This is a genomic window from Streptomyces sp. NPDC050147, from assembly GCF_040660195.1.
Taxonomy (GTDB): Bacteria; Actinomycetota; Actinomycetes; order Streptomycetales; family Streptomycetaceae; genus Streptomyces.
Window position 1 is genome coordinate 15,373 of record NZ_JBFALJ010000047.1, and the last position, 14,626, is coordinate 29,998.

Below are 14,626 nucleotides of genomic sequence, written 5' to 3' on the forward strand. Positions count from 1 at the left end.
GATCAGATCCCCACCGTGTAGCCGTTGGACCAGACCTGCATCTGCTGCACGATGCCGTCCCACACTCCGGTGACGAGGAGCAGCCCGGTCGCGATCATCATGATGCCGCCGATGCGCATCACCCAGACGTAGTGCTTCTTCACCCAGCTGAACGCACCGAGCGCCTTGCGGAAGGCGATCGCCGCGAGGATGAACGGCAGCCCGAGCCCCACGCAGTACGCGACGCTCAGTATGGCCCCGCGCCCCGCGCTCCCCTGGTCGAGCGCCAGCGAGTTGACGGAGGTGAGCGTGGGCCCCACGCAGGGCGCCCAGCCCACGGCGAACAGCGCGCCGATCACCGGAGCGCCCGCGAGCCCGGCGGCGGGCTTCTTGTGGAAGCGGAACTCCCGCTGGGACAGCCAGGGCATGAGCCCCATGAAGAAGATGCCGAGGACGATCATCAGCGCGCCGAGCACCTTGCTGATGACGTCCTGGTACTCCTGCAGGTTCTGCCCGACGAACCCGAAGAGCGCGCCGGTCGAGACGAAGACCGCGGTGAACCCGAGCACGAAGAGCCCAGCCCCGGCGGCCATCCGCCCCCGCTTGGCCTCCGCCAGATCCGTGCCGCCGACCCCGGTGACGTACGACAGATAGCCCGGCACGAGCGGCAGTACGCACGGGGAGAAGAAGGAGACGAGACCGCCGAGGACCGCGACGGGCAGCGCGAGAAGCAGCGCCCCGTTCATGACGGTCTGGTTCGCTTCGCCGACGGCGGCGAGAGTGGACATCACCGGGAGATCACTTCTCCGCGATCAGCGGGTCGATCATCTTGCGCAGCTTCTCTTCGTTGAGCGCCTGCTGCGAACGGGCCGCGATCTTGCCCTCGCGGTCGAGGACGATCGTGGAGGGGATGAACTTCGGGTTCATCGTGCCCTTGGGGAAGCGCAGCATCAGCTTGCCCATCGGGTCGTGCAGGCTCGGGTAGGAGATCTTCCACTCCTTCTCGAACGCGAGCGCCGGGCCCTTCTGCGGGTCACGGGTGTTGATCCCGATGAACTGCACACCCTTGTCCTTGGTGTCCTTCGAGACCTTCGCGAAGTTCGGCGCCTCGGCCCGGCAGGGCGAACACCAGGAGCCCCAGACGTTCAGGACGACGACCTTGCCCTTGTAGTCGTCGACGTCGAGACGCTTGCCGGTGAGGGTCTCCCCCTCCAGCTTCGGCCCGTCCTGGCGCTCGCCCTTGCCGGCGGTGGCGATGCCGTCGGAGCCGGTGACGAAGTTGGTGTTCCCGGAGCCGCCGGACGTGCCGCCGGAGCTGCACGCCGACAGGGTCAGCGCGGCGACCGCGGCCCCAGCGCCCAGGAGGGCGGCGCGGCTGCGGCTACGGCTGCGGTTCGTGCTGTGGGGGGCGCGGCAGGCGGCACTCATGTGAAAAGTTTCGCATGTCTGTTTCGGGGATCTTCCGCACCCCCCGAGGTTGCGGAAAGTCCCATTTCAGACCGCCTTCCCGAGTCCCTTCCAGCCACCCGCGGGCTCCTGGCCGACTTCAAGACCCTGCAGGTCGGCAAGGACCTTCGGGTCCTGGACGTCGAGCCAGTCGACGAACTGCCGGAAGGAGACCAGGCGCACGTCCTTCTTGCCCGCGATGTGCTTGAAGGCTTCCTCTACGGCGTCCATGTAGATGCCGCCGTTCCACTCCTCGAAGTGGTTGCCGATGAAGAACGGCGCGCGGTTGGTCTCGTAGGCGCGCTTGAATCCGGCGATGTAGGACTCGGTGGCCTGCTTGCGCCAGCCCGGGTAGTTGGCCGGCGGCGCCTTCGTGGAGTTCTGCGACTGGTTGGCCAGGATGTTGTAGTCCATGGACAGGACCTCGAAGGAGTGCCCGGGAAAAGGCATCGCCTGGAGCGGCAGATCCCAGACGCCCATCTTCTTCTGGGGCCAGCGCTGGCGGCCGCCGGGCGACGAGGCGTCGTATCGCCAGCCGAGCTTCTTCGCCGTCGGCAGCAGGTTGTCCTGGCCGAGGAGGCAGGGCGTGCGACCGCCGACGAGTTCCTTGTCGTAGTCGAAGGGCAGCGACGGCAGATCGGTCCAGCCGGTATTCGTGCGCCATTCCTTCACGAAGGAGGTGGCCTGGTCGATTTCGCTCTGCCATTGCGCGGGCGTCCAGTTGGCGACCGTGCCGCTGCCGGCGCAGAAGTGTCCGTTGAAGTGCGTGCCGATCTCATGGCCTTCGAGCCATGCCTGACGGACGTACTTCAGCGTCTCCTTGATGTGACCGTCGGTGAGATAACCGATGTCGGAGGCGCCGACCCTGTTGTTCGGCGGCTTGTAGAGCCGCTTCTTCGACTCGGGCAGGAGATAAAGACCGGAGAGGAAGAACGTCATCCGCGCGTCGTGTTCCTCGGCCAGCTTGAGGAAACGCGGGAAGAGGCCGTTGCCGACCTCGCCCGCACCGTCCCAGGAGAAGATCACGAACTGCGGGGGCATCTCGCCCGGCTGCAGGGGCACGGGCTTGCCGGGCTGCTTCGGCTGCTTGCCCGTGTACGAGGTCGAACCGTCCCCGATGGGCTTCGCCGCCGGGCGCTTGTCGCCGCCGCGGCCGCCCTTCGCCCCGTCCGCGGAACCGGCCGGACGACCGCCGCCGCTCGTGCCGCAGCCGGCGAGTCCCAAAGCGGCCGCGGTCCCGACTCCGAGGCCGAGCATTCCCCTGCGACTGATGTCGCGCATTCCATCCCCATTCGTCGCGCCCTGCAGCCCTGCACGCATCCATGCATGAGGGACGCCCCGTTAGAGGGCGCGACGAACAAAGGGGTTCCGACAAGTAGGCACATATTGAGTGCCTTTTACCGAGAACGGACATACAGTCGCGAGCCGATTACCTGGCGTGGGCGCTCCGAAGGGGCGCGGGGAACTGCGCGCCCGGCCACGACGACGCCGCAGACGATCGACGGCAATACCAGCGGAGCGCTTATGCGCCGAACGCCTTCGCCTCCCCCTTCACCGGCTTGGCGCCCGCGAGGAGATGCGCGGGAACGAGATCCCGCGCGGGCTCGGTGTAACCGACGGACACGATCTTGTCGCCGCGGTACGTGAACGTCGTCAGCGAGGCGAGCGTGCACTGCCGCTTGCGCGGGTCGTGCCACAGGCGCCGCTTCTCCACGAAGCTCCGCAGGATCCAGATCGGCAACTGATGGCTGACGCACACCGCCTCATGCCCGCGGGCCGCGTCCCGCGCAGCGTCCAGGGCGCCCATCATCCGCACGACCTGCTCCACGTACGGCTCGCCCCAGGACGGCTTGAAGGGGTTGATCAGGTGCTTCCAGTTCTCCGGCTTCTTCAGCGCGCCGTCGCCGACGCCGAAGGTCTTGCCCTCGAAGACGTTGCCCGCCTCGATGAGCCGCCCGTCCGTCGCCAGATCCAGGCCGTGCGCCTTGGCGATCGGCGTCGCCGTCTCCTGCGCGCGGTCCAGCGGCGAAGCCACGACGTGCGTGATGTCACGCGGGGCCAGGTGCTCGGCGATCCGGTCGGCCATCTGCCGGCCAAGGTCGGAGAGGTGGTAGTCCGGCAGGCGCCCGTAAAGGATCCCGTCCGGGTTCTCCACCTCCCCGTGACGCATCACGTGGACGACTGTGAGCTCGCTGCCCGCACTCATACGGTGGCCTCCGTGGTGGGTTCAGTGGCTTCGGCGGCCGCGCGCGCCGCCGCGGGCAGTGCCGCGGCGATCCGCTCGACGGCCCGCTCGTCATGGGCGGTGGACACGAACCAGGACTCGAAGGCCGACGGCGGGAGATACACGCCCTGCGACAGCATCGAGTGGAAGAACGCGGTGAAGCGGAACGACTCCTGGGTCTTCGCGTCGTCGTAGTTCCGCACCTCGCGGTCGGTGAAGAAGACGGAGAACATGTTCGACGCGTTCTGCAGCCGGTGCGCGACGCCCTCCTTGGAGAGCGCGTCGGTGACGAGGCCGCGCAACTGCCCGGAGACCACATCGACCTTGTCGTACGCGGCGTCGTCGAGGAGCCGCAGCTGCGCGAGGCCCGCGGCCGTCGCGACCGGGTTCCCCGACAGGGTGCCCGCCTGGTAGACGGGACCGACCGGGGCGAGGTGCTCCATGACGTCCGCACGGCCACCGAAAGCGGCGGCCGGGAAGCCGCCGCCCATGACCTTGCCGAAGGTCATCAGATCGGGCCGCACCCCGTCGACGCCGAACCAGCCCGCCTTCGACGTACGGAAGCCGGTCATCACCTCGTCCGAGATGAACAGCGCGCCGTTCTCCCGGCACAGGTCCGCGAGCCCCTGGTTGAAGCCCTCGCGCGGCGGCACGACGCCCATGTTGCCCGGCGACGCCTCGGTGATGACGCAGGCGATCTCACCGGCGTTCGCGGCGAACGCGGCACGCACGGCGTCCAGGTCGTTGTACGGAACGACGATCGTGTCGCCGGCCTGGGCGCCGGTGACGCCCGGGGTGTCGGGAAGACCGAAGGTGGCCAGACCCGAGCCGGCCGCGGCGAGCAGCGCGTCCACGTGACCGTGGTAACACCCGGCGAACTTGATGATCTTGGCGCGGCCGGTGAATCCGCGCGCGAGGCGGATCGCGGACATCGTCGCCTCGGTGCCGCTGGAGACCAGACGCACCTGCTCGACGGGATCGACGCGCGCGACGATCTCCTCGGCGAGCGCGACCTCGCCCTCACCGGGCGTGCCGAAGGACGTGCCGCGCGCGACGGCCTCCTGGACGGCGGCGATCACGTCGGGGTGGGAGTGGCCGAGGATCATCGGCCCCCACGAGCAGACGAGGTCGACATACTCACGGCCGTCGGCGTCCGTGAGGTACGGACCGGTACCTGACACCATGAAGCGGGGCGTACCACCCACAGCGCGGAAAGCGCGCACGGGAGAGTTCACACCGCCGGGCGTCACGGCCGCCGCACGGTCGAAGAGAGTCTGCGAAACTGGGGCGCTATACGGGAAGCTCACATGAACCATGGTGTCAGAGGCTTCGGACATCCTGCGGACAGGTGTTTCACTCGACGTTTTAGCCGGTGACCGTGGGGGAGGTCACTGACACGATGATCGGGTTGCGCGGCGGGGGCCGCGAGGCCTAGAAAAGCAGGGGCGGGCGCCCTGGAAAAGCAGTCGGGTGGAGATATGCATCGCGGTGGCGGACTGGGCGAGGGGACCGACGGCCTGGGTCCGCGGCGTGCCCGGCGGATCGGAAAGCACCGGCGCGAGGCGGAAGCGGCCGAGGCGGAGGCCTTGGCGCGGGGCGAGTCGGAGCAGGACCGGGCGGGAACCAGGAGTGGCCGGGTGGGTGGGGTGACCTACAAGTACTTCGGAGCCCCGGACGGCGCGACCGCCGCCCGCGTGCCCATCTCGATGCGCCCCGAAGAGCTCGGCGGTGACGAGCTCGGCATGGGCGGAATGTTCACGAAGATCAAGCCGGAGACGGTGGCCGCGATGGTCCTGACCGGCATCGAGGGCATACCCCTGCACAAGGTGCCCCCACTCGAACTGGTCGTCCTGCACCCCGACTATGCCGTGGTGAAGCTCCCCATGACGGTCGTCGACCCGCTGCGCGGCGTCGGCGAGGAGTCGGTCGGCGCCGCGGCGTTCATCTGGTCCACGGTCCCCGACCGCGGCGGCCCGCGCGACGCGTTCAACGTCTACCAACTGCTGCACGAGTGGCAGGACTTCAGCCACCGGCTGCATGACGCGGGGCATCAGGCGTACTGCCTGGTGTGGCCCTGAGCCCCGCGTCCCGTTCGCGTACGCCGGATCTTTCGTACGCCTGGCCTACTCCGGCCGCAGTGACGCCAGTTGCTGCTCGAAGGGGATCAGTTCCTCTTCCCGTACCTCCCGTACCTCCCGTACCGGCGCGGGCCGCATGAGGGTGGCCAGTTCAGTGGCGGCCCTCTCGATGCGCTGGTCCAAGCCGTCCGCGCCCCAGTCCTCGGACGCCGCGTAGACGGCCGTCGGTACGACCACCGCCCGCAGGTACGCGAACAGCGGGCGCAGCGCGTGCTCCAGGGCCAGCGAGTGGCGTGCGGTGCCGCCGGTCGCCGCGATCAGGACCGGCGTACCGGCGATCGCGTCCTTGTCCATGACCGTCAGGACGTCGAAGAACGACTTGAACAGACCGCTGTAGGAGGCGGAGAAGATCGGCGTGACGGCGATCAGGCCGTCCGCCCCCATCACCGCTTCGGCCGCCGCGCCCAGCTCCGGGCCGGGGAAGCCGGTGACGAAGTTGTGCGCGATCTCCACCGCCAGGTCGCTGAGTTCTACGACCTGGATCTCCACGTCGGCGTGGCGTCCGGTGGCCGCGGCGAGGCGGTCGGCGAGGAGGCGGGTGGAGGAGGGGACGCTGAGTCCCGCGGAGACGACAACGAGTTTCATGCGGTGACCTCCGTGTTCTGCGTGGCCGTCACGCGGGCGGCGTGCGTGGGTGCGTCCGGCACGTTCGCCGGGCGGTTCTTGGCGAACTCCGCACGCAAGACCGGGACGACCTCCTCGCCGAGGATGTCCAGCTGCTCCAGGACGGTCTTGAGGGGCAGCCCCGCGTGGTCCATCAGGAAGAGCTGGCGCTGGTAGTCGCCGACGGTGTCGCGGAAGGACAGCGTCCGCTCGATCACCTGCTGCGGGGAACCGACGGTCAGCGGTGTCTGGGAGGTGAACTCCTCCAGCGTCGGGCCGTGCCCGTAGACGGGGGCGTTGTCGAAGTACGGCCTGAACTCCTTGACCGCGTCCTGGGAGTTCTTCCGCATGAAGACCTGCCCGCCGAGCCCGACGATCGCCTGCTCCTCGGTGCCGTGGCCGTAGTGCGCGAACCGGCGGCGGTAGAGGTCGACCATCTTCTTGGTGTGTTCCTGCGGCCAGAAGATGTTGTTGTGGAAGAAGCCGTCCCCGTAGTACGCGGCCTGCTCGGCGATCTCCGGGGAGCGGATGGAGCCGTGCCAGACGAAGGGCGCGACGCCGTCCAGCGGGCGGGGCGTCGACGTGAACGACTGCAGGGGCGTACGGAACTTGCCCTCCCACGTCACGACGTCCTCGCGCCACAAGCGGTGCAGCAACGCGTAGTTCTCGACGGCCAGGTTGATGCCCTCGCGGATGTCCTTGCCGAACCACGGGTACACCGGGCCGGTGTTGCCGCGGCCCATCATCACGTCGACCCGGCCTCCGGCGAGGTGCTGGAGCATCGCGAAGTCCTCGGCGATCTTCACCGGGTCGTTCGTGGTGATCAGGGTGGTGGAGGTGGAGAGGATCAGGTTCTCGGTGCGGGCGGCGATGTAGCCGAGCATCGTGGTGGGCGAGGAGGGGACGAACGGCGGGTTGTGGTGCTCGCCGGTCGCGAAAACGTCGAGCCCGACCTCCTCGGCCTTCAGCGCGATGGCCACCATGGCCTTGATGCGCTCGTGCTCGGTGGGGGTGCGGCCCGTGGTGGGGTCCGGCGTCACGTCGCCGACGCTGAAGATCCCGAACTGCATGCCGGGTCCGGACTGCATGGCTGACATGGCTGACTCACTCTCCGCAGGTTGTTGACTGTTCAACTATACCTACGGAACAGAGGAGTGCCAGGGGGTATTCCCGGGGAACCGCGGCCGGGCCGAGCGGCGAGGGACGCGCCGCCCTTGGGCGTTACGGCGTCCAGCGCGGGTGGTGGCCCGGGACGCGCCCGTGGGGGTTACGGCATCCAGCGCGGGTCGCGGCCCGGGACACACCCGCGGGCGTTACGGCGTCCACCGCGGGTCGCGGCCCGTCTCGGCCAGGAGCCGCTCCAGCTCGGAGGCGCCTTCGGGCACGGGGAGCGGCTCTCCGAAGACGCCCATCTTCCGGGCCGTCGGCCCCAGGCCCGCGACCGCTTCCCGCAGCGCGGCGACGACACCGCTGCTCTCCGGAGCGGGCTCGTACTCCTGCCCCGTGGCGCGGGCCAGATCCCAGGCGTGCACCGTCAGGTCGAGCAGCGCCATGCAGCCGACGGTCCTGGCGGGCATGTCCATCGCGCCCGTGGTGCCCTCGTCGGCGCCGGGCGCGGCCCACGCTGCGACCAGCTTCCCCGCCTCGTCGGCGAAACGGTCGCGCCAGTCGGGGCCGGGGCTCTCCGCGACGTAATCGGGGGACTCACTGAAGTCGGCGTTCTGCTTCGCGGCCAGCGCCTGGAACTGGACGACCACCTGTAGAAGGTGGTTGACCAGGGCCTTTACGTCGTACTCGGCGCAGGGCGTGGGAGCGGTGAGGCGGTCTTCGGGGATGGCGCGGACCACGGGGACGGCATGGGCTGTGGCCGCCTTCAGGAGGTCGGCAATGCTGTTCTCGGTCATGCCGTGACGGTAGGGCGGCGAAGACTCCCGCGGCTTGAAGAAACGCGACACGGCCGAGCGGGCCCCGTCATACGATCCAGCCATGGCCGACGTTTCCGCCCCCGCCTCGGTGCCCTCCGCCCCGCGCCGCGACACCAAGGGCATCGTCGACGCCGCCGGTCTCTTCGACCACGCACGGTTCCGCCGGCACCTGGCGACGCCCGTGCTGCGCCCCTACGTCGAGCAGTACTGGCTGATCGACTGGGACCTCTCCCAGCCCTACGCCTCCCACGTCGTGCCGCACCCGTCCGTGAACGTCGTCTTCCAGGACCTCCCCGGCCAGGAGCCCTTCGCCGAGGTGGCGGGGATCGGGCTCGACCTCTTCACGCAGAAACTGGAGGGGCGGGGACGGGTGTGCGGGGTGAAGTTCCGTCCCGGCGGCTTCCGGCCGTTCGCCCCGTCGGCTCCGGTTTCCGCGAGGACGGGACGGCGGCTGCTGCCACTGGAGGAAGTGTTCGGCGCGATCCCCGAGAACGCGCTGGAAGCGGTCCTGACCCCGGAGAACGAGCAGGCACGCGTGGCGGCACTCGACGCCTTCCTGCTGAGCCTCGACCCCACCCCCGACCCACAGGCGGACCTCGCCATGGCGCTGGCCGAACGCATCCGCACGGACCGCGGAATCCGCCGGGTCAGCGAGTTCGCCCAGTCACAGGACATGTCCGTACGGACGCTGCAGCGGCTCTTTTCCACATACGTAGGAGTCGGCCCGAAGTGGGTGATCCTGCGCCACCGGATCCACGAGGCGCTGGAGCACGCGGAAACGGACGAGGACGTGGACTGGGCGAACGTGGCCCACGCGCTCGGCTACGCCGATCAGGCCCACTTGGTCAGGGACTTCACGGCGACGGTAGGTGTACCACCGACGGCGTACGCACCGCGGTGATTCAGAGTGCGCACCGCGGTGAATCGGCCTGCGCACCGCGGTGATTCACGAGCCGACCAGGTCGACACTCCAGTCGTTGCACCGCATCCAGTGGCCCTTCGGATACTCGAAGTCGTGCTCGCCACCCCGCGTGAACACGGCCTTCCGGCACACCCCGTTGGAAGCCGCATGGTCCGCGGAGGGAAAGGCGTGCAACCGGCGGTGCCGCCCGGCAGCCCGAGCCTCCTCGACGACCAGCCGCGCGGCCGCGGCCGCGATGCCCCGCCCCTGAAACCCGGGCAGCACGCCCCACCCCGTCTCCCAGGCGGACTCGCCTTGCCAGGACGTCTGCCAATACCCGATCGACCCGACAGCCTCGCCGTCAAGAACGATCCGGAACATCCGCCCCCGCTCCTCCAGGGCCAGATAGCGGCGATGCCGGGACACCAACTGCTCATGCGTCTCCGGGCCGCCCAAATGCGCGGTCATCTCAGCGGAGTTGCAGGCGACCAACAACGCGAAGTCACCCTCCGACCAGGGCGACAGACTCGGGCCTGACAACGGTGATCTCTCCATAACGGCCACGGTACGGCGAGGGTCTGACAACGAGCGCCGAAAGGCCGTGCCACGATCCCCTCATGCTCATCGCCCGCTCCGCCGCCCTCTTCATCCTCGCCGCACTCTTCGAGATCGGCGGCGCCTGGCTCGTCTGGCAAGGAGTGCGCGAGCACAAGGGGTGGGCGTGGATCGGCGCGGGCGTCATCGCACTCGGCGTGTACGGCTTCGTGGCCACGCTCCAGCCCGACGCCGAGTTCGGCCGCATCCTCGCCGCGTACGGCGGCGTCTTCGTCGCGGGATCGATCGCCTGGGGCATGGTCGCCGACGGCTACCGGCCCGACCGCTGGGACGTGACCGGGGCCCTGATCTGTCTCGTCGGCATGGCAGTGATCATGTACGCGCCGCGAGGCCGCTGAGGGGCCGACCTATCCTGGCGGAACAGACAGGGACCACGAACGTACGTACGCCCAAGGAGCAGCCATGACCGCCGCCGCGAACGCCGCGCCCGCCGCCACCCGCATCGCGATCGTCACCGGCGCGAGCAGCGGCATCGGCGCCGCCACCGCGCGCGGACTCGCGGCAGCCGGCTACCGCGTCGTCCTCACCGCCCGCCGCAAGGACCGCATCGAGGCCCTCGCCGCCGAGCTCACGGCCGCGGGCCACGACGCGATGGCGTACGCGCTCGACATCACCGACCGCACCGCCGTCGACGAGTTCGCCACCGCCTTCCGCAAGGTCGCGGTCCTGGTCAACAACGCGGGCGGCGCGCTCGGCGCCGACCCCGTCGCCACCGGCGACCCCGCCGACTGGCGCCAGATGTACGAGACGAACGTCATCGGCACCCTGAACGTCACCCAGGCCCTGCTCCCCGCGCTCACCGCGAGCGGCGACGGCACGATCGTGGTCCTCTCCTCCACGGCGGGCCACGGCACGTACGAGGGCGGCGGCGGCTACGTCGCCGCCAAGCACGCCGAACACGTACTCGCCGAGACCCTCCGCCTGGAGATCGTCGGCACCCCGGTCCGCGTCATCGAGGTCGCCCCCGGCATGGTCAAGACGGAGGAATTCGCGACGACCCGCTTCGGCGGTGACGAGGAGAAGGCCGCGAAGGTCTACGCGGGCGTGGCCGCCCCCCTCACGGCCGACGACGTGGCGGACACGATCACCTGGGCGGTAACGCGCCCACCCCACGTCAACATCGACCTCCTGGTGGTCCGCCCCCGCGCCCAGGCCTCGAACACGAAGATCCACCGGGAGCTGTAGGGCCGGAGCGTGAGGGGAACGGCGCCAGAACGCCGTTCCCCTCACGCGTACATCAGCCCTTCACGCAGATGACCTGCTTGAGCTTGGCCACGACCTCAACCAGGTCACGCTGGTTCTCCATGACCTGCTCGATCGGCTTGTACGCGCCCGGGATCTCGTCCACGACACCTGAGTCCTTGCGGCACTCGACGCCGCGCGTCTGCTCCTCCAGATCCTGTGTGGAGAAGCGCTTCTTCGCCGCGTTGCGGCTCATCCGCCGCCCCGCGCCGTGCGAGGCCGAGTTGAAGGCCTTCTCGTTGCCGAGGCCCTTCACGATGTACGTTGCCGTGCCCATCGACCCCGGGATGATGCCGAGGTCACCGGAGCCTGCCCGGATCGCGCCCTTACGCGTGACCAGCAGGTCCATCCCCTCGTACCGCTCCTCGGCAACGTAGTTGTGGTGACAGCTGACCTCCGCTTCAAAGGTCGGCTTGGCCTTCTTGAACTCCCGGCGAATGACGTCCTTCAGGAGGCCCATCATGATCGCGCGGTTGTACTTCGCGTACTCCTGAGCCCAGTAGAGGTCGTTTCGGTACGCCGCCATCTGCGGGGTGTCCGAGACGAAGACCGCCAGGTCACGGTCGACCAAGCCCTGGTTGTGCGGGAGCTTCTGGGCAATGCCTATGTGGTGCTCGGCGAGCTCCTTGCCGATGTTGCGGGAGCCCGAGTGCAGCGTGAGCCACACAGAACCGGAAGAATCAGTTGAAGCCTCAACATGGTGATTCCCCGCTCCGAGCGTCCCCATCTGTTTGGCAGCCCGCTCCCGACGGAACTTGACCGCATCAGCAACCCCCTCGAACCGCCCCCAGAAGTCAGACCAACCCGACGTCCCGAACCCATGCAGCCGCCCCGGATCCACCGGATCCGCATGCATCCCCCGCCCCACCGGAATCGCCTGCTCGATCTTCGACCGCAGCCGCGACAGATCCCCCGGCAGGTCGTTCGCCGTCAGGGACGTCTTGACCGCCGACATCCCGCAGCCGATATCCACACCCACCGCCGCAGGACACACCGCCCCCTGCATGGCGATCACCGAACCGACCGTCGCACCCTTGCCGTAGTGGACGTCCGGCATGACGGCCAGGCCCTTGATCCAGGGCAGGGTCGCCACGTTCTGGAGCTGCTGGAGTGCGACGTCCTCCACCGAGGCCGGGTCCGTCCACATGCGGATCGGTACCTTCGCCCCGGGAACCTCTACGTACGACATATCGTCCTCATTCCCCCGTAGCTACATCAAAGTATTGAAAGTCTCGAAGAGCAAATACCGGCGCCAAGGTCAACGAAAGGGATCACGGACCGGCGTCCACGGCATTGCGTGCGATACACATTGTGTCCACCGGTCGCCCACCAGCGGCAACCCAATATCCCCGGCGAGAAGGAGCCCATCGGTGCAGCGGAAGGCCTACGTACCAGGCGTCGCAGCTCTCCTCACGGCGCTGCTCGCCGGCTGCACGGGCGGCGGCGCGCTCGGCGGGGAACCGGACGACTCGAAGCCCGGCCAGACCGGCGGGACGACCGCGGCCGCCGAGCCCGGCAAGTACCGCACGCTCCCCGAGCCCTGCGGCCAGGTCGACCGCGGCACGCTCGACTCGATGCTGCCCGGCATCGAGGAGATCCCGGGCGAGGAGCAGCGGGAGAAGGCGTACGAGGGCGCGCCCACGGTCACGTACGACACGGACCGGCGTGTGGGCTGCCGGTGGAAGGTGGAGTCCGCTGACGCCACGCACCACCTGTTCGTCGACTTCGAGCGCGTCGTCTCGTACGACAACGCCGTGAGCGACGACACCCGGGCCGCGGAGGTCTACGCGTCGAAGGTGCGGAAGGCGGATCTTCCCGAGCCGTCCGGTACCCCGTCCGCCGGTGACGAGGAGGAGTCGGACCCGGAGCCCTCGGGCAGTGCCGGGACCGATGCGGGCGAGTCCGGAGAGAGCGACGGCGACGGCAAGGGTGATGGTGCGTCCAGCGGCTCCCCCGAGGAGGCCGTGACGCCTCTGGGTCTGGAGCCTCGCGTCCTCGACGACCTGGGCGACGAGGCGTTCCTCGACGACGCGCTCGCGACGTCCGGTTCGGCGACCCGGCACCGCACGGTGACTGTGGTGTTCCGCACGTCGAATGTCGTCGTCACCGTCGAGTACGACGAGCAGCCGGGTCGCCTCACGGAGATCCCCGACAGCAAGGAAATGCAGGACAAGGCGCAGGAGCTGGCCGGAACGCTGGCCGAGGGTTTCGACGAATAGAGACGGTTCGGGCGGGTCGCCCGCTGCCTGGAAGGGGAGTCGTCCTCGTCGGGCACGGCGTACCGTGGCCCATCGAACCGACGACAGCCGTCTTGAGTGACTTGAGTGAAGGAACCATGCACCGACCAGCACAGCGACTCACCCGCATACTCACCTGCGCAGCCGCCGTACCGGTGATCTTCATTGCCTCCGGCTGCTCCTCCGACTCCGGCTCCGGTTCGGACGGGGCCAAGAAGGACTCGGGCTCGAAGGCTTCCGCCTCGGCCTCGGGCAAGGACAAGGCCGCGACCGTGGAGAAGGCGGCGTTCGGCAAGCTGCCCGAGCCCTGCGATGTCCTGTCGAAGAAGACGCTCGGTGACCTCGTGCCGCAGGCGAAGGACAAGTCGGGCAAGGCGGGCACCTCCGATGACACCTCGGCGCGTGGCACCTGCTCCTGGGACAGCCTGGACAACAACGGCGTCGACGGCTCGCAGTTCCGCTGGCTGCGCGTCTCACTGATGCGCTTCGACTCGGACGCGTCGCTCGGCAGCGGTGCCAAGCGTGCGCAGAACAGCTTCGCCAAGCAGGTCGCGGACGCGCAGGCGACGGAGGGCGCGAAGAGCGTCAAGACGGAGCCGGTGCCGGGGATGGGCGACCAGACGACGCTCGTTCGCTACGACCTGAAGAAGGACAAGGAAAACTTCAAGCAGCAGACGGTCGTGACGCGCGTGGAGAACGCGGTCGTCACGATCGACTACAACGGTGCGGGCCTGGCGGGCGACAAGGCGCCGGACGCGAAGGACTTGGCCAAGGACGCCGAGAAGGCCGCGAAGGAGGCCGCCGAGGCGGTCGTCTCCGCCAACGAGGCGGGCGGGGCGAGCGGCTCGGGCGGGACGGGTGGGACGAGCAAGGGCTCGGACAGCCCCAAGTCCGACTCCTCGGACTCCAAGTCGGACTCCTCGGACTCCTCGGACTCCAAGTCGGGTTCCAAGACGGGCACCAAGCCCAAGAGCTGACGCCGGGCGCGGAAAGCGCGGCACGCGTCCCGCGTGCAACTCGCGCCGCAGTCAAGGCAGTTGTGGAGCCCGGCCCTTCGGTGGCCGGGCTCCTGCCGTACCGGCACACCGGCTTCCGCATGCGTGTGCCAGGCTGTCGCTCGCAACAAACCGAACAGGGAGGGGTTCGCGGGTGGCCGCGATGCAGCTGACACGCACGCACCGAATACTCATCGGCGTGGTCGTCGCCGGTGCGGTCGTCATCGCCGGCATCGGTTTCGCGGGGTCGTACGCGGCCGTGCGCGAGCTCGCCGAGCAGAAGGGCTTCGGCAGCTTCTCGGTCGTCTTCCCGATCGGCAT

At 68.9% G+C, this 14,626-nt stretch carries 17 protein-coding genes; 7 read left to right on the top strand and 10 right to left on the bottom strand.

What is annotated here, in order from left to right:
- Window positions 1-2: 2 nt before the first annotated feature.
- The 5 genes from AB0I94_RS40780 to hemL form a co-directional block, all read right to left on the bottom strand.
- The gene (locus AB0I94_RS40780; protein ID WP_363314877.1) at window positions 3-767 is read right to left on the bottom strand and encodes a cytochrome c biogenesis protein CcdA; all 765 of its coding nucleotides are present in this window, start codon (window positions 765-767) and stop codon (window positions 3-5) included.
- Between the two features lie 10 nt (window positions 768-777).
- Window positions 778-1,407 carry a TlpA disulfide reductase family protein gene (locus tag AB0I94_RS40785; protein ID WP_363314878.1) on the bottom strand — a complete coding sequence of 210 codons (630 nt, stop codon included), beginning with the start codon at window positions 1,405-1,407 and terminating at the stop codon, window positions 778-780.
- Window positions 1,408-1,473: 66 nt separating this feature from the next.
- Window positions 1,474-2,706: a hypothetical protein gene (locus tag AB0I94_RS40790; RefSeq protein ID WP_363314879.1), complete on the bottom strand. Its 1,233-nt coding sequence runs from the start codon at window positions 2,704-2,706 to the stop codon at window positions 1,474-1,476.
- Between the two features lie 241 nt (window positions 2,707-2,947).
- Window positions 2,948-3,631, bottom strand: a complete 684-nt coding sequence (locus tag AB0I94_RS40795) for a histidine phosphatase family protein (protein ID WP_363314880.1) — start codon at window positions 3,629-3,631, stop codon at window positions 2,948-2,950.
- Window positions 3,628-4,965, bottom strand: coding sequence for a glutamate-1-semialdehyde 2,1-aminomutase (hemL, locus tag AB0I94_RS40800; protein WP_363314881.1), 1,338 nt, complete (start codon window positions 4,963-4,965; stop codon window positions 3,628-3,630). Before hemL ends, AB0I94_RS40795 begins: the two co-directional genes overlap by 4 nt.
- Before the next feature lie 162 nt (window positions 4,966-5,127).
- Between hemL and AB0I94_RS40805 the strand changes: the two genes are divergently transcribed.
- Window positions 5,128-5,727, top strand: a complete 600-nt coding sequence (locus AB0I94_RS40805) for a hypothetical protein (RefSeq protein ID WP_363314882.1) — start codon at window positions 5,128-5,130, stop codon at window positions 5,725-5,727.
- A 45-nt stretch (window positions 5,728-5,772) separates the two neighbouring features.
- Here the strand turns inward: AB0I94_RS40805 and AB0I94_RS40810 are convergent, their stop codons facing one another.
- From AB0I94_RS40810 to AB0I94_RS40820, 3 genes are all read right to left on the bottom strand, one after another.
- Window positions 5,773-6,372 (bottom strand): FMN reductase, encoded by a 600-nt coding sequence (locus AB0I94_RS40810; protein WP_363314883.1) that lies wholly within the window; start codon window positions 6,370-6,372, stop codon window positions 5,773-5,775.
- A complete protein-coding gene (locus AB0I94_RS40815) occupies window positions 6,369-7,460 on the bottom strand; it encodes an LLM class flavin-dependent oxidoreductase (protein WP_363314894.1) in 1,092 nt (363 codons plus the stop codon). The genes AB0I94_RS40810 and AB0I94_RS40815 overlap by 4 nt, the downstream gene beginning before the upstream one ends.
- Before the next feature lie 243 nt (window positions 7,461-7,703).
- On the bottom strand, window positions 7,704-8,294 hold the full coding sequence (locus tag AB0I94_RS40820; RefSeq protein ID WP_363314884.1) for a TIGR03086 family metal-binding protein: 591 nt from the start codon (window positions 8,292-8,294) through the stop codon (window positions 7,704-7,706).
- 82 nt (window positions 8,295-8,376) lie between these two features.
- On the opposite strand from AB0I94_RS40820, the gene AB0I94_RS40825 reads away from it, so the two are divergent.
- A complete protein-coding gene (locus AB0I94_RS40825; RefSeq protein WP_363314885.1) occupies window positions 8,377-9,216 on the top strand; it encodes a helix-turn-helix domain-containing protein in 840 nt (279 codons plus the stop codon).
- A 45-nt stretch (window positions 9,217-9,261) separates the two neighbouring features.
- Here AB0I94_RS40825 and AB0I94_RS40830 read toward each other — a convergent pair whose 3' ends face one another.
- Window positions 9,262-9,771, bottom strand: coding sequence for a GNAT family N-acetyltransferase (locus AB0I94_RS40830; RefSeq protein ID WP_363314886.1), 510 nt, complete (start codon window positions 9,769-9,771; stop codon window positions 9,262-9,264).
- Between the two features lie 62 nt (window positions 9,772-9,833).
- Here AB0I94_RS40830 and AB0I94_RS40835 point away from each other — a divergent pair, with 62 nt between their 5' ends.
- Together AB0I94_RS40835 and AB0I94_RS40840 are read left to right on the top strand one after the other, a co-directional pair.
- Window positions 9,834-10,169, top strand: coding sequence for a YnfA family protein (locus tag AB0I94_RS40835; protein ID WP_363314887.1), 336 nt, complete (start codon window positions 9,834-9,836; stop codon window positions 10,167-10,169).
- A gap of 64 nt (window positions 10,170-10,233) precedes the next feature.
- Entirely contained in the window at window positions 10,234-11,016 is a 783-nt protein-coding gene (locus AB0I94_RS40840) for an SDR family NAD(P)-dependent oxidoreductase (RefSeq protein WP_363314888.1), read from the top strand.
- Between the two features lie 52 nt (window positions 11,017-11,068).
- On the opposite strand, the gene AB0I94_RS40845 is transcribed toward AB0I94_RS40840, so the two are convergent.
- The gene (locus tag AB0I94_RS40845; protein WP_363314889.1) at window positions 11,069-12,262 is read right to left on the bottom strand and encodes an RtcB family protein; all 1,194 of its coding nucleotides are present in this window, start codon (window positions 12,260-12,262) and stop codon (window positions 11,069-11,071) included.
- Between the two features lie 181 nt (window positions 12,263-12,443).
- Here AB0I94_RS40845 and AB0I94_RS40850 point away from each other — a divergent pair, with 181 nt between their 5' ends.
- The 3 genes from AB0I94_RS40850 to AB0I94_RS40860 all read left to right on the top strand — a co-directional run.
- Entirely contained in the window at window positions 12,444-13,292 is an 849-nt protein-coding gene (locus AB0I94_RS40850) for a DUF3558 domain-containing protein (protein ID WP_363314890.1), read from the top strand.
- A 116-nt stretch (window positions 13,293-13,408) separates the two neighbouring features.
- Window positions 13,409-14,287: a DUF3558 domain-containing protein gene (locus tag AB0I94_RS40855; RefSeq protein ID WP_363314891.1), complete on the top strand. Its 879-nt coding sequence runs from the start codon at window positions 13,409-13,411 to the stop codon at window positions 14,285-14,287.
- Between the two features lie 172 nt (window positions 14,288-14,459).
- On the top strand, window positions 14,460-14,626 hold a 167-nt coding region (locus AB0I94_RS40860), incomplete at its 3' end, for a DUF2637 domain-containing protein (RefSeq protein WP_363314895.1).